Genomic DNA, 24,173 nt, shown 5'->3' with positions numbered 1-24,173 from the left:
GACCATTTTAATTGTAATGATATAGTTTATATTTTTTATCGAGTTTTCCATACCTCTCAAATTTAATACTAATCGTATGTGAGTAGGATGTCTACTTTCTATAATTCCTTGGCAATTCAGTTTGTGATTTTGACCTTCCATCTAATTATAATCATGAGAATATTACATTAAGGTAAACGGGAAAGAGACAAAATAGATGTATAACTTTCCGCATCGGTTTTTAAAGTGGGAGAATGTAAATAATATTTTATCTTTGGCATCTTCTCTGTAGTGTTATGTTATTATTTGGTAAGGGGATAAATGGAATTTAAAGTTAAACATGTGAGGTTGGTTACAAATGATAAAGAAGTTTACTAGAGTTGTATTAATAGCGGTTATGCCAATCAGTCTTATTACAGGTTGTGGAGCTGCTGAAAAAACGGAAGCACAAAAGTCGAAAGAGGTACAAAAGGAGAAAAAGGACTATACGGATTATTCATATGGTAGCAAAGGTATATTAGTAAGTGGCAAAGCGAAAGAACGGCAACGATACGAGATTGGATATATGGATGATAATAAGTTAATTGGGATTGACGAAAATATTGAGGACTGCATTATTTTAGATAATAAAGATGAAGCAGGTCTCATTTGGAAACAAATAGAGCGTGGATCTATTATTGAAGTGCAATATGGTAAAGACCGAAAAGACATCGTAGGGGTACAATTAGTAGAAGATCGTAAGCCATACGAAATTAGTGATAAGTTTGATCGAAATACGATAAATGAGATTGTTGGACAAGTTAAAGGTAATTTGTAATAGAGGTATTTCGTTAGTATAGGAACCATTAACATGACATGGCGAATCGCATACATAAAAGTTTGGAATCAACGGCATTTTTAATATGAAAATGCCGTTGATTTATTTTAAAAAGTAAATGGTATTCTATAGTCTTGTAGAAAAATGCATATTAGAAAATATATAAATGAATTATTCTTTTTTTAGTTGTGATGATTGCCGTAAGGTCATTGCCCAAAATAAAAGAGCAAAAGTACTAACGGATACACCTAATAGGCATACTCCGTTCCATCCATATTTTGCATAAACATTTGTTGAAAGAATGGCACCCGTTGCACTACCGATAGAATAAAAAATCATGTAACTGGCAGTAATTCGACTTCTTGCTTCAGGGCGCACTGTGAAAAGCATACTTTGATTGGTGACATGTACAGCTTGCACAGCTAAATCTAAAAGGATAATGCCGAAAATTAGTAACAATAGAGAGTAGTTAATAAATTTAATTAGGAGCCATGAAAGTACTAATAAAGATAAGGGTATGCCAGTTGTTCGTTGTCCTAATCCTTTATCAGCTAATTGTCCCGCTTTCGTAGCAGCTAATGCACCTGCAACTCCAGCAAGGCCGAATGCACCAATAGCTGTATGTGATAGATTATGAGGTGTAGCACTTAGAGGTAATACTAAAGAAGTCCATAAAATACTGAATGAAGCGAAAATGAGCAATGCTAATATTCCGCGAATCCGTAAGAGTCGTTCTTCTACAAATAATAAGAGAACAGAACGTATTAATTTTCGGTAAGGCATAGTTGTCATTCTTTTCTGTTCAAGAGTAGGTAAATTCCGATGTAATAAAAAAGATACGAAGAGTAAAAGGATATACGAAGAAAATTCAGTACTTTTATTTTCGGAAATAATAAACTTTTATAGGTGTACACAGTATAAGAAGATTGTAGGGGGCATGTGTAATTAAAAATTAGACGAGAATAAAACGCTATATAGCCCCTTCCAAGTCCCTCATAAGCACCTACCAAGTAATAAATCACTAAGAAAAAACAAAACAAAAACAACTACAAGAACAAAACAAGCGCGAAAACATAAAAACGTCGTTGTAAGTGCTCACGAATAATATAGTTGTTTAAAAATAGAGATGGTACGATGGATAATTATGCTATTTTTTCTTTCATGTATAATAAGATGAGGGGACATCTCAATATTTAACTAATTAAAATAAGGGCAGTATATCAGTAAAAGGGGGAGAAGGATGGATAAGTTATTGCAAGAAATCATAAATTGGATTAGTAGGACTAATGAACAGGTTGTTATTGGTGTTTCAGGACATGGCGCTGCTGGAAAAACAACGTTTGCTAATATGCTTGTAGACCTACTAGATCAAAATGAAGTGAATTATATTAATACAGATCCATATATTGTTAGTTCAGACATACGAAAGCATGCAATTATTGACTATACATATCAAAACGAAAATCATCATTATAAAATGACGGCTTGTCATCCATCAGCGCATCATTTGTCTGCTTTAGAAAGAGATGTTCAGATGGTAAGGGCTGGTTTAGATTTTTATACGATAGATACGCATTATATGAAAAGCGAGTTAATTTCTTCAAAAAACAAAGTGACAATTGTAGAAGGAATGTGTGTCGCATTTATTAATCCCGATCTATTTGATTTAACAATTTACTTCTATACAGATGATGAAACGGAATTAATGAGAAGGTCTAGCCGAGATATTGCTGAAAGGGGAGCCGATATCAATTATTTAAGGCGGTCTCATGCAGAACGTCGGATTCAGTATAAAGTGTTTATGCATCCATACAGTCAACGTTTTGATATTATTATTAAAAGTTCCGATGAAGCAATATGTCTAGAAAAAAATACATTTGAGTTTTATAAAGTTTAAATGCAAATACTCTATTTGTTATGTTTATTATGAGGGTTCATTTTCATTATTTGGTTCTCAAATGAAGCAACTTTATTATTCACCTAAAAATCCATTGTCTATGAAACAACTAGATTTTTAAACGACTTTAATAGACATCTGTCATTTACATAGACAGATGTCTATTGTATTTTTGGTAGCAAGATTAAATAACCTTTTTGTTACTTTACAGTAAGTAGTAAAAAAAATTGTAATTCGAATGCCAAAACGGCTCCCACATTCCTATATTTATATTGAAGGATTGGGATTTCTTATTTGCTAGCAAAGAGTGGAGGGAAATAGATGGCGGTGTACCGTAATGTGCAGGTGAACTTTTGGCAAGATGAATTCATATTAGATTTAACGCCAGAGGAGCGTTATTTTTACATATATTTGTTAACTGGTACGAAAACGAAGCAATGTGGAATTTACATATTACCGAAGCGTGTGGCAGAACTGGAAACGGGCTACAGTATGGAGACTGTTGAGAAGCTGTTAAATAGGTTTGTTGCATACGGAAAGATTTTATACGATGCGGAAACGAAAGAGTTATACATACTAAATTGGCTACACTATAACCCTATTTTAAATACGAATGTAGAGAAGTGTGTGTTACGTGAGTTAAAGACTGTGAAAAATAAAGAATTCATACATACGTTTTTACGTAAATGTCTTGAAGAAGAATGGAAGATTCCATTGTTATTGCAGCATTTTGGTATGCCTGAAGAAGAGGATACTAGTAGTTTACAAGAAGTTATTGAAGAGAAAGAAGTAGAAAGTATAGAAGAGGCCGTTCCCAATAGTAAAGTGTACAAGTTTTATGAACAACATATTAGTAGTTTATCCCCATATATCGTGAAGGAATTGAAGGATTGGATACAAAGAGTTTCAGGAAAGGTAGTACTAGAAGCACTTAAAATTGCGTTTGAACATAATAAGCGAACGTTCGCTTATGTGAAGGGGATTTTGAGGAATTGGTGTAAGAAAGGGCAAGTAGATTTAAGTGAAGAAAAGGAAGGATTCATTTTGTATGATCCGTAGCATATAAGGATTTTTCTATTTTAAAAGGTTCTTTCAAAATAGAAGCGAATAGTTTGAGAAAGGAGGGGTTATATGGAAGTTGTTATAAAGAAGAAACGAACTAGAGGTAAGAGAATTTTTATTTGGTCTAGTAGTATCGTTCTTTTATTGATTATTTGCAGTGTGATTTTTTTGAACGTATATACGCTGAGATCTATGCCAAAGATAGATGGAACGAAAAAGCTAGAGGATTTACAACATGCTGTTACGGTGAAACGAGATAGTAACGGGGTACCGCATATTAAAGCGGAAAATGCACATGATTTATATTTTTCGCAAGGGTATGTGCAAGCACAAGATCGCTTATTTCAAATGGATTTAAGTAGAAGGCAAGCTTCTGGTATGTTAAGTGAAGTTGTTGGAGAAGCAGCCGTTGATAGAGATAAATTGTTTCGAACGCTCGGTTTACGGCGAGCAGCAGAAGCGTCTGTTAGTCAATATGATGGGGAAGCAAAATTTGCTTTGCAGTCATTTGCTGATGGGGTGAACGCTTTTATACGTGAAGCGAAAGCGGAAAAGAGATTGCCAGTTGCGTTTACTATATTAGGTTATGAACCTGCTGAATGGTCAATTGTTGATACTTTAACGATTGGGAAGTATATGGCGTTTGATTTAGGAGGACATTGGCACGGGCAAGCGTTTCGTTATTGGGCGCTGAAAAATCTTCCGAAAGAGCAAGCAAATGAGCTATTTCCTACATATCCGAAAGATGCCCCTAGATTGCTCGCTGAACTGAAAAATACAAATGTGGACGTAGCACAAAGTTTTTCAAAAACGATCATTCCGCCGGAGTTTAACGGTAGTAATAACTGGGTTGTGAGCGGTGAGAAGAGTGCGTCAGGTAAGCCAATTTTAGCGGATGACCCTCATTTATCTCTTGCGACACCTTCTATATGGTATCAAACGAGACTTGAAATGAAAGATTTAAATGTGAGTGGCGTTATATTCGCTGGAGTGCCAGGTGTTATATTAGGACACAATGACAAAATAGCATGGGGCGTTACGAATACCGGTCCTGATGTGCAAGATTTATATATTGAAAAGAGAAACCCTAATAATGAAAATGAATTTTTGTATAACGATAAATGGGAAAAAGCTACTGTTGTTGACGAATCTATTAAAGTAAAAGGCGGGAAAACAATTCCGTATAATGTGACGGTTACGAGGCATGGTCCAGTCATTTCAGAGTTTGCGAATAAAGGAAAAGAGAAAACGAAAACAGTATTCGCTTTGAAATGGACTGCTTTGGAGCCTTCTGCTGAATTAAAGGCTGTATTAAATATGAATAAAGCGAAAGATTGGAATGAGTTTGAAACGGCACTTCAAGATTTTCATACACCAACTCAAAACTTTGTATTTGCATCAAACGATGGCACGATTGCTTATAAAGCGAATGGAAATATACCAGTGCGTAAAAAAGGTGATGGGAGTTTGCCAGTGCCAGGGTGGACTGATGAATATGAATGGGAAGGATATATCCCATATGATCAACTGCCAAAAGTAATAAATCCAAAACAAGGGTTTATTTCAACTGCGAATAATAAAATTGTGGATGATAATTATCCATACCATATTAGCAATACGTGGGCGCAGCCATATAGACAAATGCGTATTCAAGAGTTTTTACAAGAGAAAGAAAAGTATACGGTGAAAGATTTAGAAGAGTTACAGATGGATCAAAAAAATTTATACGGGAAAGAATTTGTCCCTATATTTTTAAAAGAGTTACATAAAACAGCTTTAAATGAAGTAGAGAAAGAAGGCGTAAAACAATTAACAAAGTGGAATTTTTACGATAGTAAAGATGAAGCGGCACCGTTAATATTCCATTTGTTAATGAAAGAGATTTCGAATACGTTATTTTCAAAAGAAATACCGAAAGATGTGATGGAGTTATTTGAAGGAAAGTCACAAGTTGTTGATGAATTGATTCGGAAACAAGTAGCCAGGGAAAATAGTGTATGGTTTTCTAAGTATGGAGGCTTCACAAAAGTTGTGCATACATCGTACGAGAATGTAATGAAGAAATTGCAGAAGGAGTATGGAACCGATGTTGCAGAGTGGAAGTGGGGCGATTACCATCAACTTGCTTTTACACATCCAATTTCGAAATCATCTAGTATGTTAGCGTTATTTGCTTTTAATCGTGAGAAGCCAGTTCCAATTGGCGGAAGCCAAGTTACCGTTCAAGCAGCGAGTTATGGAGATAACGGTATTGTAAATCATGGTGCTTCTTGGCGATTTGTCATAGATACGAAAGATATGTCAAACGGTTATCATATCGTAGGGCCAGGACAGTCAGGACATTTTAGAAGCGATTGGTATCATGATCAAATAGATGATTGGGTAAATGGCACGTATCATATGACTACTTTAAATACAGATGGAATTGAAGGGAAAGTATTAACTTTACAGCCGAAGTGATAGTATGTTTTTGTTTGCGGGTGAGACTGCTTAATGAAGTAATAATCCTTCCGCTAATGAAAGTGTTACTGTAGAAAAAAGACTCTTACTATTGTAAGAGTCTTTTTTCTACGGTAATGGATAAAATATCCTTTTTGTAGAAACGCGACAAATTTTGACAAAATATTGTAAAGGGACTTGTTATAATACCTTTTGGAATATTATGTTTATTAAACGGAGGATGAAGTAGTGTGCAACAAGGGGAATTTCTTAATAGTTGCAGTGAAATCTAATAGGGGGATTTAATATGAGCATTAAAGTAATAAGAGCAACAGGGATAATGGGCGGAGCAGCAAGAGTTGCAGTAAAGGTAGATAACGAAGTAGTAATGAAACTTGAGAATAACGAAGAATATACGCTTCCTTTTGAATTAGATGAAGCGAATATTAAAGTAAAACAATTTTTTTTTGGAAGTAAAGAAAAGAAAGTAAAGGATGGCGACATAGTAGAAATTAAGATAAATAGTATCGCCATGCTATTACTGATGGTGTCAATGATGGCTGTTTTATTCGGTTCATCAATTGGTATAAATATTGTTGTTTTTGGTGTAATAGGAGCATTAGTTACGTTAGTATACGGATTGAATAACTGGTTTAGTTTAGAGGTTAAATAATTATTGTATATATATTTATTTATTTATTTCAGTTGGTTTACTATACATGAAATGAAAATATTTTTAAGCGGGAAATGGGGAGAATCAGTATGAAGAAAATGGTTGTAATATCTAGTTTGGCTCTAATAGTAGGTTTAACAACTGGTTGTAGCAGTGAAAAAACAAGTGGACCTAAAACAGTATCTGTAAAAAAAGAAAAAGAGTTAGTAGCGAAGGATATTTTTAAAAAAGCAGCTGACGGATTAAAACAAGAGGAATATCTTACATTGACATCTCTTATGTCAATGAAGGGGAGCAGCCAATCAGAAGAGATTAAAATGAAAATACAGATGGAGCCGAAACTGAAGAATTCTAGAGCTGAAATGAAAATAAGTGGTACAGATATTGTAACGTATGAAGTAGATGGAAAGGTCGCTGCTCAAGTGAAAAACCCTGATACAGGAGAGTTAGTTACGATACCTAATGATCAATTTAATGTAAATGATGTAATGGTCAGTAAAAATTTACTGAATGAGTTAGATTTACCGGAAGCTTTGGCTAAGAAAATGAAAGCAAAGAAGGATGAGGACACATATAAACTTACACTTGAATTAAAGGGAAAAGAAGCAGTAGATACGTTACAAAAAATTAATGGAGATATGAAAAAATTAACGGAAGGATTTAGTATGGATGCGTTTAACATTGAATATATAATAACAAAAGATTATAAATTTGAAGAGATGCGAACAACTATAAAAGTGAGTGAAAGTAACGCAGATAAAAAAGCTAGTACAGATAAGGAAAAGTTGAATGCAGTTGTGAGTATAAAGATTGATTCATATGAAAAATTTGATTCAATTAAGTTACCAGAAGGGATTCAATAATTTCAATTGTAAAAGGATAAAAAGAGCGGAAATCCGCTCTTTTTATTTATCTTACTATTTTTAGGAGAATTATATGAATAATGCTTTTATTAATGAAAACTTCATGTAATTTTTTCTAGAATATATGTGAAACATTGTATAAAATAATCAAGAAAGCCAAAAATTATAGGGGGAAAGTTGTGAAGAAAAATAAGAGTTTAATAAGTTTTTTAGGAGTGTTTATTATGTTGTTTTCTTTTTGTTTTCAAGGAAACGTACAGGCAGAGGTAAATACTGTTCAACCTGGAAAAATAAAATCAGGAAACGTAACGGTATGGGAAGTTGGAAATGTAGCGAAAGTGTTAGCTGATGTAGAGCGCTTAAATTTAAATACAGTAAATGTACCGATTCAAGTAGACATTCCGAATGTGACTTCTACTAACATGGTAATTAATCAGGCGCAAAAGAAACAGGCTATCATTTTAATTCAAGAATTATTAAAGCGTAATATTCAAGTTATAGTGGAACCGTTCCCATATATTCAGCAGGGGAATGTTGGAGAAACAGAATGGAATCCAAGTAATATTAATGATTTCTTCTGGAATTGGAAAACGGTTATTCTACAAGATATTTTTAATTCTATTACAAGTAAATACAATGTGTATGGACTAAAGATTGCTTCTAATTTCGTTAATATGGAATATGCAGAAGGATATTGGAACGATACGATTAATTTTGTCCGTCAGCAGTATAAAGGAAATGTTTTGTATCAAATGAACTGGTGGTTAACAGCAAGCTGGGACCCTTCTTATGAAGCGAAGTTTAAAGAGAAAATAAATCGTCCGTATTTAAAAAAGGTGGATATTGTTAGTATCGATAGTTGGTTTGAAGTTTCAGGAAAAAGGAATCCATCATACGAAGAAGTGAAGCAAAGTTTGTTCGCGACAACAGTATATAATCGTGGACAAAATGTTGTTCAACAACTGGAACAATTACATAATGCAACAGGAAAGCCAGTTTATTTTGGTGGATTTAACGTACCAGCGCGTGAACTAGGACTACAAAATCCATGGAATCCAGATGTTTCAAATGTATTTTCAAAAGATGTACAATTAAATGGCTGGCGCGCTTACCGAGATGTATTAGAACCGAAACCATATTTTAAAGGTTTTTCAATTTGGTTTATTGGCTCTAATGATAGTACACATGCGTATCAAATACATAGTAAAGAAGCAGAGGCGGTTATTAACGGATGGTATCGAAAATAAATTTTATAAAATAGGTAAGTTTTGAAGTTTCCTACATATATTTCTAGTGAAAGGCCTTTCACCATCTTATCACCTAGGGGGCAATCATAATGAAATTTTTGTCTTACCTTACAGTAATTTTGGTGATTCTTGGCGGTTTGAATTGGTTGTTTGTAGCGTTAGATTACAATGTAGTTGATAAATGGTTTGGTTCTATGCCGGCGCTTGTGGACACTATTTATTGGCTCTTTGGTCTTTCTGCTATTTATCAAATTTTTGATCGGTTCTTTACGGACAATTAGCTATTATTCTTCTATTATTAAAGTGTTAAGTACGATTATGTACTTAACACTTTTTTATATGTTTACATATAGTATGCACGTGCAAGCGATTCCATCGCGTCTTGAGACATAATAATAGAAAAGAAATTGACCGTATATTGTATTGTGGGTTATAATTCAGAAAGTTTAAAAAATAATAAAATGAGAAATAGGGAGGTCATCCGGGTGATGGAGAGAGTGTATAATTTTTCTGCAGGACCATCAATACTCCCTTTGCCAGTTTTAGAGAAGGTGCAAAAGGAGCTTTTAAATTATAACGGGACAGGCATGTCTATTATGGAAATGAGTCATCGATCTTCTTATTTTCAAAGTATTATTGATGAAGCGAGTAGCCTGCTTCGTGAATTAATGAACATTCCTGATGAGTATGAAGTTTTATTTTTACAGGGCGGTGCATCATTACAATTTTCTATGATACCGTTAAATATAATGAATACGTACAAAAAAGCAGGTTATGTACTGACTGGCTCATGGTCTAAAAAGGCACTGCAAGAAGCAGAAAAAATAGGGGAAGTACAAGTGATTGCTTCTTCTGAACAAGAGAAGTTTACTACGATTCCTAAATTGGATGGTTTACTCGGTAATGAAAAACTAGATTATGTACATATAACAACGAATAATACAATTGAGGGGACAAAATATGTGGATATTCCACATCTCGAAGAAGTGCCGCTAGTTGCGGATATGTCCTCAAATATTTTATCAGAACGATATGATGTTACGAAGTTTGGCCTCATATATGCGGGAGCACAAAAGAATTTAGGGCCAGCGGGCTTAACGATTGCTATTATAAAAAAAGATTTAATTGGCGGGGCAGATTGCTCTTGTCCTACAATGCTAAACTATGAAACTTATAGTAAAAATAACTCCTTATATAATACACCGCCATCCTTTAGTATTTACGTAACGAAGCTTGTACTAGAGTGGTTAAAAGAACAAGGCGGGGTATCTGCGATTGAAGAACAAAATAGAATGAAATCGTCACTTCTTTATCATTTCTTAGATGAATCTAAATTGTTTACTTCACCAGTTGATCCTACGTATCGATCACTTATGAACATTCCGTTTACAACACCGTCAGAAGAATTAAATAATCAGTTTTTACAAAAAGCGAAGGAACGCGGGTTCGTTACGTTAAAAGGACATCGTTCAGTAGGTGGCATGCGCGCTAGTATTTACAATGCGATGCCAGTGGAAGGTGTGCAGCAATTAGTAGATTATATGAAAGAATTTGAGCTTGAAAATAGATAGGGAGATGGGGATATGTTTCGTGTTCAAACGTTAAATCAAATTGCAGAAAAAGGTTTGCAAGTTCTTGGCGGGGAGCGCTATGAAGTAGGAGATAGAATGGATCATCCAGACGGCATTTTAATTCGCAGCTATTCTTTACATCAAGAAGAGTTTTCAAAAGATTTAAAGGCGATTGCAAGAGCTGGTGCGGGTGTAAATAATATTCCTGTCGATCGATGTACGGAAAAGGGAATTGTAGTATTTAACACGCCAGGGGCTAATGCGAATGCCGTAAAGGAACTTATTATCGCAAGTCTTATTATGTCTTCACGTAACATTATTAATGGGGTAAGCTGGACGAAAAATCTAGAGGGTGAAGAAGTACCTCAGCTTGTTGAATCAGGGAAAAAACAATTTGTTGGATCAGAAATTGCGGGGAAACGTCTAGGGGTTATTGGCCTTGGTGCAATTGGTGCTTTAGTCGCGAATGATGCGCTAGCTTTAGGAATGGACGTTGTCGGATATGATCCTTACATTTCAGTTGAAACAGCTTGGCGCCTTTCTACACATGTGCAAAGAGCGTTTAGCCTAGATGAAATTTTTGCAACGTGTGATTATATTACACTTCATATTCCTCTTACGAATCAAACGAAGGGGCTTATTGGTGAACATGCTATAGAGACGATGAAAAAAGGAATGCGTCTATTCAATTTCTCAAGAGGGGAACTTGTAGATGAAAATGTTCTTCAAAAAGCATTAGAAGAAGATGTTATTACACATTACGTAACGGATTTCCCGAATGAAAATGTGATTAAGATGAAAAATGTAACAGCGACGCCCCATCTTGGTGCATCTACATCTGAATCGGAAGAAAATTGTGCAGTAATGGCTGCACGTCAATTACGTGAATATTTAGAGACAGGAAATATTCGTAATTCAGTCAACTATCCTAACGTAGAACTTCCGTATATCGGAAAGAAACGTATTACAATTATGCATCAAAACGTTCCGAACATGGTAGGACAAATTACAGGATGTTTAGCAGAACATCATATAAATATTGCGGATATGATTAATCGTAGTAAACATTCTTGGGCGTATACAATGATTGATATTGATAACGGAATTGATGATATAATTAAAGAGAATGTTGTGGAAAATATAAGCAAAATTTCAGGTGTTGTAGCCGTTCGAATGATTGTGTAAAGGAGAGAGGAAGTTGGCAAAAATCCGACCGTTTCGGGCCATTCGTCCAGTAGAAGAAAAAGCAACACAAGTTGCGGCTTTACCGTATGACGTATTAAATAGTGAAGAGGCAAGAGAAGTTGTAAAAGGCAATCCGTATTCTTTCTTACACGTTGATAAAGCAGAAATCGATTTAGATCCGGCACTTTCACCGTACGATGATCGCGTATATGAAAAAGCGGGTGAAAATTTAAAGCAATTTATACGAGAAGAAGTGTTCATTCAAGATGAGGAGCCAGCATTATACATTTATGAGCTGACGATGCAAGGAAGAGCGCAGTCAGGACTTGTCGTTTGTACATCTATTGATGAGTATGATGATGATACAATTAAAAAACACGAAAGAACGCGTCATGAAAAAGAATTAGATCGCATCCGTCACGTTGATGTGTGTGATGCAAATACGGGCCCTATCTTTTTAACGTACCGTACAAAAGATGAAGTGAAACGTTTCATTAGCAGCTGGAAAGAAGAACATGCGCCAATTTATACATTTACTGCAGAAGATGGCGTTGAGCATGTTGCTTGGAAGGTTGCAGATGAAAGTGTAATTGTCACTTTAGTAAACGCATTTGAAGATATTCCGAACTTGTACATTGCAGATGGACATCATCGCTCTGCATCAGCAGCAAAAGTAGGACTTATGCGAAGAGAACAAAATCCGAATTATACAGGAGAAGAGGAATTTAATTTCTTCTTATCCGTTCTATTCCCTCACGATGAATTATCAATTTGGGACTATAACCGAGTTGTGAAAGATTTAAACGGCTTATCAGAGGAACAGTTTTTAAAGCAAATTACGCAGTATTTTTATGTAGAAGAAGCAAATGTTTCTCCGTATAAACCGAATGAGCCGAAAACATTTGGTATGTATATAAACGAGAAGTGGTATAAGCTCACTGTGAAAGAGGAAACGTTTGATGCGAACGATCTTGTGAAAGGTTTAGATGTGTCTATTCTGCAAGACCATCTATTAAGCCAAGTACTTGAAATACATGATCCGCGATCTGATTCACGCGTCGATTTTGTAGGCGGAATACGCGGGTTAGAAGAACTAGAGCGCCTTGTGAACAGCGGTGCATATAAAGCAGCGTTCTCATTATATCCAACGTCAATGGAAGATTTATTAGCAATCGCAGACGCTGGGGAAGTCATGCCGCCAAAATCAACGTGGTTTGAACCGAAACTGCGCAGTGGGTTGTTTGTACATTCTTTAAAGTAAATATAGACTTCTTTAGATTGAAAAACCGAAATGATTTTTAGTTTCGGTTTTTCTTATTTTAAAAGTGTTTTCGAGGAGGGGTATCAATGAAATTGCAAGTAGGCGAAAAAATCACCTTTGAGCGAACGTTTACAAGAGAAGATGTTGCGTTATTTACGGAAGTGTCTAAAGATGAAGGTGTTCATCATGTTACACCTGATGAACAAGGGCGATTTGTTGTACAAGGACTTTTAACATCAACACTGCCTACGAAAGTTGGCGGTGATTATAACGTACTAGCTCGCAAGATGGATTTTGAATTTTTACGTCCCGTTTTTAGTGGGGATACGATTCGATGTGACGTAACAATTGAAAAATTTGAACCCGATGAAAAAAATCGTACGAAGATTATTGCGATGTTTACATGTATGAATCAACTTGAAAAAGAAGTATTGAAGGGGAGTTTTTCAGGGATTATTCTTTAATTGGTAGGAGAAGTAATGAATAAGTGGGGGCCCATGCCTCTCAGGCTTAGAGTTTTAATTCCCACCCATAACGAAAATTTTATGTATTATACTCTGTTCTTTTCTTAACGATTAGAAAATAGTTGAATAAGCTCGTCAATAAAAAGGACATTCTTAGTATTACAAGAAATGTCCTTTCCACTAAATTATAGGGTATTTTGCTAAATTTCAAATTCTAAAATTAGTTTACTGGTTTGACCTGTAAACTGATAGTTATAGGACCCTCTCAGACTTTCTAAGTTACCGGTAGCTTTAATAATTGTTCCTGGGGAATTTAAATTTCCTTTATCAAATATTCCTTGCTCTATAGCTGTAAATGTTCCTTGTTGCCCCTTATAAATTCCTTCAAAGTGTAAAAATCCAGAAATTTTAGCAGTAGCCAAGTGACCATCATTTATATTTGAGTCTAAATAATATAATAAGTATTCAACAAAAGCTTTTCCTTTTAATTCCCCATCAATATCATATTCAACATGGGCAATATTAATAGGGAAATCTTTTCTAGTATCATCAATTGGTTTTTCATCCCATTTCCTTACTGTAAATGTTACTTCCATACACGTAAATCCCCCTTTATCATTAGATAAGTAATCTCCATATCATTTAAAAAGTAACAATTCACAGTCATATCTCATAGGAGTGTTTTTATTGATTTGAGTCCTGCCATATCGCTATCAAGCTAATAAAATAAAAATACGCTAGGATCAGGAAAACATAATTATAAAACTTATGGCTTTACTTATTGAAAGTTTCACTCCACTCCACTTTCCAAAATAGAGAAAGATCCATTTTCACAATCAATTTCTGCCATCGCACCGTAAGGTAAAATAAACTTCGGTTCAGTATGGCCAAAATTTAAATTATAAAGAATCGGCAAATCTTCTAAATTATTTTCCTTCATAATCTTAAGTATTGCCTGTTTATATTCTTCATAATATGTTTCGTCTTTCGGTTTACCGAAGATGATTCCCTTTGCTTTTTGCAGAATGCCTTGCGCTGCATAATTTCGCAACCAATACTTTATATAATTTGGTTCTGGATGTTCTTCAGATGTTTCAAAGAATAGAATACTATTCTCCCAATGCTTTTTCTCAGGCCAAAGTTCCGTTCCTTTTACGAATTCCAATACTTCAATACAACCACCAATTAAACGCCCTCGTACAGTCCTAGATCCTTGAAGGACCTCATATCCGTTGTTTTGCTGCATCGTACGTCTTGTATCCTTATTTATTTCTATCCATTCTAAACGCTCACTCGTCCATTCGTTAGCTGGTTGAATTTCACCAATAATCTCATTTGAAAAGAGAGTTCGATTCACTGTTTCAATCGTATATGAATCCATCTCTATATTTTCAGCAAAATCGGTTAAGATTGCTGGACCGTAAAAAGAGGAAATTCCTGCTTTATGACAAAATAAATGTGAAACGGTATCGTCAGAGTACCCCATAAAGATTTTCGGATTTTCACGTATCACATTAAAATCAATATAAGGTAGTAAACGGATACTATCTTCGCCACCAATATTCGTAATAATTGCTTTAACACGCGTATCTTTAAATGCTGTCATTAAATCTTCCGCACGAGCCCCTGGATTGTTATAAAGGTATTCGCTACCTTTTAAACTATTTGGCATTGGGATAACTGTAAGCCCGAATACTTCTTCTAATCTCTTTACTCCTTGCTCATAACGCCATCTTAGCTTAGAATCACCCGCTCCTCCCCATGAAGCACTTACTGTTGCTACAATATCTCCTGCCTGTAATCTGTTTGGTTTTATTAACATATGAACTCCGCCTCTACATAATGTAATGAACTACGATTATACAAACCGTAGCATTGAAAAATATGATGCATGACAGTAGTTTCTTCATCATCAATCCGTTTACCTGCTGTTATTCAAGAATTTAGCAGTAGTGCTGAATATAGGAATAGTCGATTAATATTTGAAAATTACAGTATGCAACATTGCATGAGAAAAGTGGTTGTTATTTCTACAACCTGTAACTATAATGATTACAGGTTGGTCGTAGCCAATCAAACAAATAAAATCATCATGAATGGAGATGTACATAATGGGTATGAAAAAAATAATTTTAGCAGGTGCTTTAGGTATCGCAGCATTATCAGGAACGAATGTACCAGGATTAGAAGTAACAAAAGCAAGTGCAGCTTCTATCGAATCGAATTTCTCGACGTTAGAAGGACGCGTAGTGGAAGTAGATAACGGTGTAATTATTGTGAAATCTAAGCAATATGAGGAACCTGTTAGTGTGTATATGGATTCACTTTCAAACGTGAAAGTAGGAGACGAAGTAAAAGCGACTGGATCTATGATGCGTAATTTTACAGAATATATGGTTGCAACTGCAGTTGAAAATACAACAAACAAGTTAGGTATGCACATGAAAGAAGATGGCTCACCTGATTATGTAATTGGCGAAGTATCAAAAGTAGGAACGATGGAAGATGAGGGAGACGGTTCTACTAAGTATGTCGTAGTTGAGTATCCATCACTAAATGGGAAGAAAGATAGTATTGACGTTTTCTTAACAAAGGGACAAGTATTTCATACTGGTGAGAAAGTAAAAATTGATATGAAGTTTGTAGGATGGGGCGGAAGTTCTATTAACTGGAACACAGTTGATCATATCGAAAAAGTTCATGAAGCAAAGAACAATACGCAAAATAATGATGATGTATGGATCTGGTCTTAATAAGGCGAGTATAAGTCGTTATTTGCAATTTTCTCTAAACAACAAATGTATAAACCGAATATATATGTAGAGTAAGAACAAAATAAAAAGTACCCATCTAATTATCATGTGTATAACAATTAGATGGGTATTTTTTATTTACACTACCATTAGGATAAAAGGAAATAAATCATATATATGTATGATACATTTCACGAAGAAAGTTTACATGTGGACAAAGAATAAAGATTGTTTATTATCTTATATTAAAATAAAGAAAGACCACTGTTCGATTTGAATATTCCACGATATAATGGTGAGAGTTTATATCTGAAGAAATATTTACATAAGAAGTGAGGTACTGTATGAAAAAAAGAACGACAGACATTATTTTTATTATTATTGGTGCATTTCTATTTGCGTTAGGTGTCAATTTGTTTGTTATCCCGAACGAGTTTGGTGAGGGCGGGGTAACAGGTATCACGATTATTACGTACTATTTATTTGAGTGGTCACCAGGTTTAGTCAACTTAATATTAAATGCGATTTTGTTAATAGCTGGTTATAAATTTTTAAACAAGATCACAACAATTTATACGATTATCGCTGTAGTTACGAACTCGCTATTTCTTCATTTGACAGAAGGTTGGACGATTACTTCTGATGAAATGCTCGTAAATGCTATTTTCGGTGGAATATTTATTGGGTGCGGGATTGGTCTTATTATTCGCGTTGGCGGAACAACAGCAGGTACTACCATCTTAGCAAGGATGACGCATAAATATTTAGGGTGGAGCATTAGCTATGGTTTACTGTTCTTCGATTTAATTGTTGCGTTTTCATCTTATTTCATCATTGGTGCAGAAAAACTGATGATAACAATTATTATGCTATATGTGGCAACGAAAGTGATGGAGTTTGTAATTGAAGGTTTAAATCCGAAGAAAGCCATTACGATTATTTCTGATAACCCGAATGAAATTGCCGGGAAGGTAACTACCTTAATGGGCAGAGGGGTTACTGTGTACTCAGGTCATGGCTATTACACGAAAACTCCGAAGGAAATTCTTTATGTTGTTATTAATAAGCAAGAAGTAGTGAAGCTAAAACGGATTGTTCAAACTACAGATCCGGCTGCGTTCATCGCTATACACGATGTTCGTGATGTGTTCGGAGAAGGATTTGTTGATATTTCTAAAGCATAGAAATTACTTTTCATTAAAATAATCTTAATACTAAAACGTAAGAATTTATTTTGAATAATCTTTTTTCAAAATAGATTCTTTTTTATTTATCTTAAAATGTTGGTTTGTTTTTCTTTTTCTTGCAAAAAATCCAATTGTTTCTTAATGTAAGGATGTAGAAGGATGAACAAGAGAGGGTTTAATGAAGATGATACATATTTTATTAGCTGATGATGATAAGCATATTAGAGAGTTATTACATTACCATTTACAAAAAGAGGGGTTTAAAGTTTTTGAAGCGGAAGATGGAAAGGTAGCGCAAGACGTTTTAGAGAAGGAAAATATTCATCTTGCGATAGTAGACATTATGATGCCGTTTGTTGATGGCTATACGTTATGTGAAGAAATTCGGAAGTATCATGATATACCTGTTATTTTATTAACCGCAAAAGATCAATTAGTCGATAAAGAAAAAGGATTCATTTCTGGTACGGACGATTATATTGTAAAACCATTTGAGCCAGCTGAAGTCATTTTCCGTATGAAAGCATTACTACGTCGTTATCAAATGCTGAGTGCTGACATAATTACACTTCACGGGACGACAATTGATCGTAAAGGTGTTGAAGTGAAGTGTAACGGCCAGACGATTTTACTTCCGTTAAAGGAATTTGAATTATTATCACAACTGGCTAGTTATCCTGGGAGAACATTTTCAAGAGAAGAGTTAATTGAGTTAGTATGGGGAATGGATTTTGAAGGGGATGAACGAACAGTTGATGTTCATGTGAAGCGACTAAGAGATCGTTTCTCAAAACGAACAGATGATTTTCAAATTACGACAGTGCGCGGACTCGGCTATAAGTTGGAGTTGAAATAAAATGAAATCACTATATTCTAGATTTGTTTTTATGACGGTCGGCATTATGCTACTTAGTAGTATTATCGGTTTTTTATTAACGAATGTATATTATCAAGTGAAGTTAAAACCGTATAATAGTGAAAAGATTTTAAACTATGCTGAGGAAGTTAAATCGTTATATGAAAAGCAAAGTGAAGAAAATAAATATGATTATTTACAATCTATTGCGAAGTTAGGATATGAAATTTATATTGTAGACGACCAAATGAATGGAAAGCGTATCGGCAACGCGTTTCGTAAAATAACGATAAGTGATGATACGGTTCGTAAAGTATTGCAGGGGGAAACGTTTAATGGTGTTTCCACATATCCAACAAGGCTCTTTATTACAGGATTCTTCGATAATGAATTAATTAATAGTGTCGGTGTACCGTTAAAACACGGTGATAAACAGTACGCTTTATTTATTCGTCCTGACATTCAGCAACAATTTGGTGAAATGAGAATTTTCTTAGCGGTTTTACTTGGTTTTATCGTGTTATTAAGTATTATTTTTATTGCGATTGCAGCAGGATATATCGTTCGCCCAATTCGTAAATTTACGAAAGCTACGCAAAAAATTGCAAGTGGTGAATATGAAATTGAATTAGACGTAAAACGAAAAGATGAAATAGGAACGTTATCTACAAGCTTCCAAAAGATGACGAAAAGTATAAAAGAGTTAGATGAAATGAGACAAGAATTTGTTTCGAACGTTTCACATGAATTCCAGTCACCGCTTTCTTCCATACAAGGTTTTTCGAAAACATTGCAAACAGAAAAGATGAGTGAAGAAGAAAGAAATCATTACTTACAAATTATTGAAGGTGAAAGTAAGCGAATGTCTAGTTTATGTAAACAGTTACTTACGCTCGCTTCATTAGATAAAGAAGAGAAAGTGTTGCAAATAAAAGAATTCAATTTACAAAAGCAAATTAAAGACGTCATTTTTATGCTCGAATGGAAATGGCGTGAGAAAGATATCGCTGTTGAATTTGATGTGCCGGACATTACTATAAAAGGTGATGAAAATTTACTACATCAAGTGTGGAGTAACATTTTTACGAATAGCATTAAGTTTTCAAACGATGCTGGAACGATTGAGTTTTTCGTGGAAGAGTTAGAGTCTAGCGTTATAATTTCTATATCCGATAACGGAATCGGCATGGAAAAAGAGGAGATGGAACGTATTTTTGATCGTTTTTATAAAGTAGATACGGCAAGGGCAAGAAACGTAGAAGGTAGCGGATTAGGGTTATCGATTGTGCAGAAGATTGTTGAACTGCATCATGGAAACGTTTCAGTGTATAGTACGAAAGGGGAAGGGACGACTGTTCGGGTTGAACTTCCTAAATAGATAGAAGAGGCTGTTTGGGAGCAGCCTCTTCTTTTTTTATCGCTAGTATACGTGTAAAGTGAAAAAATATGAGTCATTTTAATTGCATAATCGGACGAGTTTGTAGCGTGAAATCAGGAGGAAGTTTATTTGAAAATGTAGAATCTCTACAGAGTTATAAGGATTTTATTGAAACTTTAGCTATTTAGGGAGGAAATTACTTTGAAACGAATTGATTTGTTATTAAATGCACTAGATTCAACATTCGATAAAGAGAGTTGGTATGCACCGTTTAAACATGCTATAGAAGGACTTACAGCCGAACAGGCTATGTGGAAACCATCTGGTGAGGCAACGAATACCATTTGGGAGAACGTTAATCATCTCATTTATTACAAAGAGAGGCTTGCTGCAAACTTGGAAGGCCGTGAATGGACACATAATCTCGACGGTGATGAAACCTTTTATCTTACTAAGCAATCTAATGGTGATAAGGAATGGAAGGAGGTCGTTGAACGTTCTGAAAATGCTCAATGTAATTTAAGACTGGTATTAAGTGCAATTTCTGAAAAAGAACTTGAACAAAATTCACTTGAGGGTAAGTTACTGGATATTATGCTTCACGATGCTTATCATACTGGCCAAATTATTCAATTAAGGAAAATGCAGGGTGCATGGCCATCAAATCGTTAACTGAACGTTTTAGTTATTCCGTTCATGGGCGCTGTTGTTGAATGGAATTTAGATTTTTTAAATGAACTTATTGTTATATGTTTATTTTAGTATCTTACATCCAAAAGTAAACAAGCATAACCCCGTCCTAAATTTAGAATGGGGTTATGCCTGTTTGAGCCTTATAGCAAAAAGAAAATATTTTCTTTTTTTGCTATAAGGCAGTACCTTTCACCTGTTCTTCCTTAAACCGAAGCTCAAAAGTATCCGCTGTAATCTTCTGTTCATATTCCGTTCATATTTCTTTTTTATGATAAGTGCATAGAAAGAAAGAGGAAGGAGCGAGCAAAATGTTTTTAGCTCTGCGTGAATTGAAACAATCAAAATTAAGATACGGATTAATCGGACTTATTATGGTGTTATTATCATTTTTAGTCCTTGTTATTTCAGGATTAGCAAATGGATTATCATATGATAATGCGTCATCGATTCAAAATATGGAGGCAAATAAGTTCGTTTTAGCAGATGATGCGGAAAATAAATTACTTCGTTCACAAATTAAGAAAGACGATGTAGATAACGTAGTAAATCAAGTAGGCGAGAAAGAAGCAGTTCCGTTTCGTGTAAAAGTTTCAACGTATGAAAAGAAGGATAGTTCGAAAAAGGTTGATGTCGCTATTTTTTCAAGTGAACGTGATACATTTTTAGAACCGAACATTGTAAAAGGTGAGAAATTAGGTACAGCGAATAATGAAATGGTTGCTGACGAATCAATTAAAGAAAAAGGAATCGATATTGGGGATACAATTATCGATCCTGTTTCAAAGAAAGAATTTACAATCGTTGGATTTACGAAAGACCAAATGTTTAGCCATACACCAGTTGTATATGTAAACGAAGATGTATGGGGCGCTATCTCGCAACCAAATCAAAAAGATTATAGTGCGATTGCACTTAATACAGATAAAGAGATTAAAAATGCTCATGTTATTGATAAAAAAGAAGTACTGCAAAGTATTCCAGGATTTAAAGAAGAGCAAGGAACATTAACGATGATCATTGCATTCTTACTTGTTATCGCTGCGTTATTAATCGGTGTATTCTTCTACGTCATTACGTTGCAAAAAACACAGCAATTAGGTGTATTAAAAGCAATCGGTACGAAAAACTCTTATTTAGCAAATAGCTTAGTCGTGCAGGCGTTATTCTTATCAGTCGTTGCGATGGTAATCAGTATTGTTCTTGTACAAGGATTAGAACAAATTTTACCAGCAGGTATGCCGTTCTTATTAACAACACCGATGATTGCACAATATGCAGCAATCTTTATCGTCATTAGTATTTTAGGAACACTTATTTCGTTATATCAAGTATTAAAAGTTGATGCATTAGAAGCGATTGGAGGCGGGATGTAATGACTTCATTATTAAAATTAGACAATGTAAGTAAAGTGTACGGAGAAGGGCATACGGAAGTAACAGCCCTTCATCCGATATCGCTTGATGTGAAAGCCGGAGAATTTATTGGAATCGTCGGTCCTTCTGGATCAGGGAAAAGTACGTTATTATCAATCGCGGGTGCTTTATTATCGCCGTCAAAAGGGGATATATACATTCGTGAACAAAATATTACGCAGTTATCCGAAAAGGAAATGACAGATATACGTTTGAAAAAGATCGGTTTCATTTTCCAGTTCGCAAACCTTGTTCCGTATTTAAATGTGAAAGAACAGTTACTCTATATTGCAAAGCTGAAAAAAGACAACAAACAAGAGTCTGAAAAGCGTGCGGATCACCTATTAGCGGCATTTGGATTAGGAGAAAGAAAAAATCATTATCCAAATCAACTATCTGGTGGAGAAAAACAAAGGGTGGCAATCGCTCGTGCGTTCATGAACAACCCAGATTTAATACTAGCAGATGAACCAACGGCAAGCTTAGATTCAAAACGTGCGCGTGAAGTCGTTGAAATGATGAAACGCGAAGTGAAAGAAAGTCAAAAAGCAGCCATTATGATTACGCATGATGAAAGAATGCTTGATGTATGTGATCGTATATTGACGCTTAGAGATGGACAGTTAATATAAAGAAAAAGGCCAACCGCACATGCGGTTGGCCTTTGTATAATTGTTTTTAATAAGTATAATGGCTTTATTTTGAGAATAACGTTTTAATTTTATTTCGTGTTACTAATAAAACGCCGCCTAATACAGATAACATACCTAAAGCCATATTATTTGATTGCTCACTACCAGCGTTAGGAAGTTCTCTAGCGTTATTGTTTTTAGTGCTATTATCTGCTTGCGTTTGTTTCGATTGTGATATTTCATTAATTTTGTTATCAACATTTTGCTTCGTTGTATGTAACTCAGCTAATTTGTCATCAATTTTTTTCTCAGTATGTTTAAAGTCGTTGATTTTAATATCTAAGTCTTGTTTTTTCTTTGTTAAATCGTCTGAAACAGTTTGTTTCGCTTGTTTAATTTCGTTAATTTTATTTAGTAAGTTTTGTCTAGCCTTTTGTAATTCAGCTAGCTTATTTTTCACATCTTGTTTAGCTAGTTCTAAGTTAGCGGAAAGACTATCTAAATTGCCTTTAATTTTCTTAAGTTCTTCTAACGTGTTACCAGTATTCGGCTTATTTTCTTTTAGCTCAGCAAGTTTATCCTCAGCAGTTTGTTTCGCTTTCTTTAACTCAGCTAATTTTTCATCTACTTGTTTTTTAACTTCCTTAAGTTCATTAACCTTCTGATCGATGTTTTCTTTATGTTGCTTAATTTCATTTACTGTTTCATCTACAGTTTGTTTATGTTCTTTAATCTCATTAACCTTTGTATCAATATTTTCCTTATGTTCTTTTATTTCAGCAACTTTGTCATCTACTTGTTTTTTATGCTCTTTAATTTCAGCGATTTTATCCTCGGCGATTTGTTTGTCTTGCTGAAGTTTTGCATCTAACTCTTGTTTACGTTGTTTCATTTCGTTAATTTTTTCATCAGCAACTTGCTTACGTTCATGTAGTTCATTCACCTTAGTATCAACATTTTCCTTAACTTGGTTAAGTTCATTTAATGTTTGATCCACATTTTCTTTGTGCTGCTGTAATTTCGCATCTAACTCTTGTCTATGTTGCTTAATTTCAGCTAATCGATCTCCTGTATTTTGCTGTGGAGTAGTATCATTTACTTCCGCATGGGCCGAGTTTGCGCCTGCAATCATAGCTAAAGCTAGTGTAGACGCAGCGATTGTTTGTTTTGTTTTCATATTTTTGTACCTCTTTTCTTTCATATGCATGAGCTGTTTTGTGTAGAATTGAGCATATAGAAGTAGATTATTTTATTATTATATACCATGTTAGGCGCTCAGAGGAAGGATTTGCATAATAATCTATGATTATGTAATTTTTATAATCTCTTATTTGGGGATAGGGGACAAATCTTTAGCTAGATGAACAATTTCCTCTATAGTAGTGTTCACATCTTTACTATCGTGAATAACAAACAAATAATCAGCCTCATTTTCTATAGGATCCACCACATCTTCATGTAGCGATTCAGCCTGTTGTCGATCGAGTACTTCTTTGAAATTAGAATAACCACCTCTAAAAATATTGGTACTTCGCGTGCTTCGAGCTACTCTTTCATAAAGTACATCATCTGGAATGTCAAAGTGAACGAGTATGCGTACATATTCATTTTGTGGAAATAATTCGTTTAGTAAATATAGTCGTCCGTTTTTCCTACTGTAATAATGACGAATCGTTTCATATTGGCCTCCATGTGTATTGTTATAATCTGGAATATTCTGTGTGGATCGACAATTTTCCTGCTAGAGAATATACAAAGTGCCGAAGTGATAGTAGGCTGAAAACTTGACAAAAAAACTTATTTA

Annotated in this window: 22 protein-coding genes and 2 pseudogenes; 19 read left to right on the top strand and 5 right to left on the bottom strand. The window is 34.7% G+C overall.

The features are described from left to right. The first annotated feature begins 337 nt into the window (after positions 1-337). Positions 338-796 carry a hypothetical protein gene (locus ACS2MN_RS09625; RefSeq protein ID WP_098806318.1) on the top strand — a complete coding sequence of 153 codons (459 nt, stop codon included), beginning with the start codon at positions 338-340 and terminating at the stop codon, positions 794-796. 171 nt (positions 797-967) lie between these two features. Here the strand turns inward: ACS2MN_RS09625 and ACS2MN_RS09620 are convergent. Further along, positions 968-1,651 (bottom strand): annotated as a pseudogene (locus tag ACS2MN_RS09620) (MFS transporter); the annotation flags it as partial. A 385-nt stretch (positions 1,652-2,036) separates the two neighbouring features. Between ACS2MN_RS09620 and ACS2MN_RS09615 the strand changes: the two are divergent. From ACS2MN_RS09615 to ACS2MN_RS09565, 11 genes are all read left to right on the top strand, one after another. Then, positions 2,037-2,693, top strand: coding sequence for a uridine kinase family protein (locus tag ACS2MN_RS09615; protein WP_098806320.1), 657 nt, complete (start codon positions 2,037-2,039; stop codon positions 2,691-2,693). A 321-nt stretch (positions 2,694-3,014) separates the two neighbouring features. Next, positions 3,015-3,752 (top strand): DnaD domain-containing protein, encoded by a 738-nt coding sequence (locus ACS2MN_RS09610; protein WP_000312076.1) that lies wholly within the window; start codon positions 3,015-3,017, stop codon positions 3,750-3,752. 72 nt (positions 3,753-3,824) lie between these two features. Next, positions 3,825-6,215, top strand: coding sequence for a penicillin acylase family protein (locus tag ACS2MN_RS09605; protein WP_346994495.1), 2,391 nt, complete (start codon positions 3,825-3,827; stop codon positions 6,213-6,215). 286 nt (positions 6,216-6,501) lie between these two features. Further along, entirely contained in the window at positions 6,502-6,867 is a 366-nt protein-coding gene (locus ACS2MN_RS09600; RefSeq protein ID WP_000025019.1) for a hypothetical protein, read from the top strand. Between the two features lie 89 nt (positions 6,868-6,956). Beyond that, positions 6,957-7,730, top strand: coding sequence for a DUF6612 family protein (locus ACS2MN_RS09595; protein WP_000738996.1), 774 nt, complete (start codon positions 6,957-6,959; stop codon positions 7,728-7,730). A gap of 179 nt (positions 7,731-7,909) precedes the next feature. Further along, a complete protein-coding gene (locus tag ACS2MN_RS09590; RefSeq protein ID WP_000739784.1) occupies positions 7,910-8,977 on the top strand; it encodes a glycoside hydrolase family 113 in 1,068 nt (355 codons plus the stop codon). Positions 8,978-9,066: 89 nt separating this feature from the next. Continuing rightward, a complete protein-coding gene (locus ACS2MN_RS09585) occupies positions 9,067-9,258 on the top strand; it encodes a DUF378 domain-containing protein (RefSeq protein ID WP_000670796.1) in 192 nt (63 codons plus the stop codon). Between the two features lie 207 nt (positions 9,259-9,465). Then, positions 9,466-10,548: a 3-phosphoserine/phosphohydroxythreonine transaminase gene (gene serC / locus ACS2MN_RS09580; RefSeq protein WP_000442908.1), complete on the top strand. Its 1,083-nt coding sequence runs from the start codon at positions 9,466-9,468 to the stop codon at positions 10,546-10,548. A 12-nt stretch (positions 10,549-10,560) separates the two neighbouring features. After that, the gene (locus ACS2MN_RS09575; RefSeq protein ID WP_000490240.1) at positions 10,561-11,733 is read left to right on the top strand and encodes a 3-phosphoglycerate dehydrogenase family protein; all 1,173 of its coding nucleotides are present in this window, start codon (positions 10,561-10,563) and stop codon (positions 11,731-11,733) included. A gap of 13 nt (positions 11,734-11,746) precedes the next feature. Next, positions 11,747-12,994: a DUF1015 domain-containing protein gene (locus ACS2MN_RS09570; protein ID WP_346994496.1), complete on the top strand. Its 1,248-nt coding sequence runs from the start codon at positions 11,747-11,749 to the stop codon at positions 12,992-12,994. An 86-nt stretch (positions 12,995-13,080) separates the two neighbouring features. After that, positions 13,081-13,458: an enoyl-CoA hydratase gene (locus ACS2MN_RS09565; RefSeq protein WP_000776364.1), complete on the top strand. Its 378-nt coding sequence runs from the start codon at positions 13,081-13,083 to the stop codon at positions 13,456-13,458. A 200-nt stretch (positions 13,459-13,658) separates the two neighbouring features. Here ACS2MN_RS09565 and ACS2MN_RS09560 read toward each other — a convergent pair whose 3' ends face one another. Next, a complete protein-coding gene (locus ACS2MN_RS09560) occupies positions 13,659-14,054 on the bottom strand; it encodes a DUF3224 domain-containing protein (protein WP_000454077.1) in 396 nt (131 codons plus the stop codon). Positions 14,055-14,248: 194 nt separating this feature from the next. Continuing rightward, positions 14,249-15,280 (bottom strand): S66 family peptidase, encoded by a 1,032-nt coding sequence (locus ACS2MN_RS09555; RefSeq protein ID WP_000905883.1) that lies wholly within the window; start codon positions 15,278-15,280, stop codon positions 14,249-14,251. Positions 15,281-15,569: 289 nt separating this feature from the next. On the opposite strand from ACS2MN_RS09555, the gene ACS2MN_RS09550 reads away from it, so the two are divergent. The 7 genes from ACS2MN_RS09550 (at position 15,570) to ACS2MN_RS09520 (ending at position 22,369) form a co-directional block, all read left to right on the top strand. Next, on the top strand, positions 15,570-16,211 hold the full coding sequence (locus tag ACS2MN_RS09550; protein ID WP_000525497.1) for a F0F1 ATP synthase subunit alpha: 642 nt from the start codon (positions 15,570-15,572) through the stop codon (positions 16,209-16,211). A gap of 344 nt (positions 16,212-16,555) precedes the next feature. Beyond that, on the top strand, positions 16,556-17,395 hold the full coding sequence (locus ACS2MN_RS09545; protein WP_000747489.1) for a YitT family protein: 840 nt from the start codon (positions 16,556-16,558) through the stop codon (positions 17,393-17,395). Positions 17,396-17,576: 181 nt separating this feature from the next. After that, positions 17,577-18,254, top strand: a complete 678-nt coding sequence (locus ACS2MN_RS09540; protein ID WP_000781961.1) for a response regulator transcription factor — start codon at positions 17,577-17,579, stop codon at positions 18,252-18,254. 1 nt (position 18,255) lies between these two features. Next, a complete protein-coding gene (locus ACS2MN_RS09535; protein ID WP_097859524.1) occupies positions 18,256-19,632 on the top strand; it encodes a sensor histidine kinase in 1,377 nt (458 codons plus the stop codon). Between the two features lie 201 nt (positions 19,633-19,833). Continuing rightward, a complete protein-coding gene (locus ACS2MN_RS09530; protein ID WP_000820988.1) occupies positions 19,834-20,304 on the top strand; it encodes a DinB family protein in 471 nt (156 codons plus the stop codon). Between the two features lie 329 nt (positions 20,305-20,633). After that, positions 20,634-21,698 (top strand): ABC transporter permease, encoded by a 1,065-nt coding sequence (locus ACS2MN_RS09525; protein WP_000477766.1) that lies wholly within the window; start codon positions 20,634-20,636, stop codon positions 21,696-21,698. After that, entirely contained in the window at positions 21,698-22,369 is a 672-nt protein-coding gene (locus ACS2MN_RS09520; RefSeq protein WP_000202614.1) for an ABC transporter ATP-binding protein, read from the top strand. The genes ACS2MN_RS09525 and ACS2MN_RS09520 overlap by 1 nt, the downstream gene beginning before the upstream one ends. A 64-nt stretch (positions 22,370-22,433) precedes the next feature. Here ACS2MN_RS09520 and ACS2MN_RS09515 read toward each other — a convergent pair whose 3' ends face one another. Then, entirely contained in the window at positions 22,434-23,546 is a 1,113-nt protein-coding gene (locus tag ACS2MN_RS09515; RefSeq protein ID WP_098710163.1) for an LPXTG cell wall anchor domain-containing protein, read from the bottom strand. Between the two features lie 150 nt (positions 23,547-23,696). Next, positions 23,697-24,023: pseudogene (locus ACS2MN_RS09510) on the bottom strand (ATP-binding protein); the annotation flags it as partial. Positions 24,024-24,173 lie beyond the last annotated feature (150 nt).

It is taken from the genome of Bacillus cereus group sp. BceL062 (assembly GCF_051780025.1).
Taxonomy (GTDB): Bacteria; Bacillota; Bacilli; order Bacillales; family Bacillaceae_G; genus Bacillus_A; species Bacillus_A toyonensis.
Note: the sequence above shows the minus strand (reverse complement) of the source record. Positions and strands in the feature narration are given on the sequence as shown.

Excerpts from the sequence above, each read along its gene's own strand:
- ACS2MN_RS09575 (WP_000490240.1), top strand. The coding sequence starts at position 10,561 with ATGTTTCGTGTTCAAACGTTAAATCAAATTGCAGAAAAAGGTTTGCAA.
- ACS2MN_RS09610 (WP_000312076.1), top strand. The coding sequence starts at position 3,015 with ATGGCGGTGTACCGTAATGTGCAGGTGAACTTTTGGCAAGATGAATTC.
- ACS2MN_RS09565 (WP_000776364.1), top strand. The coding sequence starts at position 13,081 with ATGAAATTGCAAGTAGGCGAAAAAATCACCTTTGAGCGAACGTTTACA.
- ACS2MN_RS09540 (WP_000781961.1), top strand. The coding sequence starts at position 17,577 with ATGAAGATGATACATATTTTATTAGCTGATGATGATAAGCATATTAGA.
- ACS2MN_RS09625 (WP_098806318.1), top strand. The coding sequence starts at position 338 with ATGATAAAGAAGTTTACTAGAGTTGTATTAATAGCGGTTATGCCAATC.
- ACS2MN_RS09525 (WP_000477766.1), top strand. The coding sequence starts at position 20,634 with ATGTTTTTAGCTCTGCGTGAATTGAAACAATCAAAATTAAGATACGGA.
- ACS2MN_RS09555 (WP_000905883.1), bottom strand. The coding sequence starts at position 15,280 with ATGTTAATAAAACCAAACAGATTACAGGCAGGAGATATTGTAGCAACA.
- ACS2MN_RS09615 (WP_098806320.1), top strand. The coding sequence starts at position 2,037 with ATGGATAAGTTATTGCAAGAAATCATAAATTGGATTAGTAGGACTAAT.
- ACS2MN_RS09560 (WP_000454077.1), bottom strand. The coding sequence starts at position 14,054 with ATGGAAGTAACATTTACAGTAAGGAAATGGGATGAAAAACCAATTGAT.
- ACS2MN_RS09595 (WP_000738996.1), top strand. The coding sequence starts at position 6,957 with ATGAAGAAAATGGTTGTAATATCTAGTTTGGCTCTAATAGTAGGTTTA.
- ACS2MN_RS09585 (WP_000670796.1), top strand. The coding sequence starts at position 9,067 with ATGAAATTTTTGTCTTACCTTACAGTAATTTTGGTGATTCTTGGCGGT.
- ACS2MN_RS09600 (WP_000025019.1), top strand. The coding sequence starts at position 6,502 with ATGAGCATTAAAGTAATAAGAGCAACAGGGATAATGGGCGGAGCAGCA.
- ACS2MN_RS09550 (WP_000525497.1), top strand. The coding sequence starts at position 15,570 with ATGGGTATGAAAAAAATAATTTTAGCAGGTGCTTTAGGTATCGCAGCA.
- serC (WP_000442908.1), top strand. The coding sequence starts at position 9,466 with ATGGAGAGAGTGTATAATTTTTCTGCAGGACCATCAATACTCCCTTTG.
- ACS2MN_RS09520 (WP_000202614.1), top strand. The coding sequence starts at position 21,698 with ATGACTTCATTATTAAAATTAGACAATGTAAGTAAAGTGTACGGAGAA.
- ACS2MN_RS09535 (WP_097859524.1), top strand. The coding sequence starts at position 18,256 with ATGAAATCACTATATTCTAGATTTGTTTTTATGACGGTCGGCATTATG.
- ACS2MN_RS09515 (WP_098710163.1), bottom strand. The coding sequence starts at position 23,546 with ATGAAAACAAAACAAACAATCGCTGCGTCTACACTAGCTTTAGCTATG.
- ACS2MN_RS09605 (WP_346994495.1), top strand. The coding sequence starts at position 3,825 with ATGGAAGTTGTTATAAAGAAGAAACGAACTAGAGGTAAGAGAATTTTT.
- ACS2MN_RS09545 (WP_000747489.1), top strand. The coding sequence starts at position 16,556 with ATGAAAAAAAGAACGACAGACATTATTTTTATTATTATTGGTGCATTT.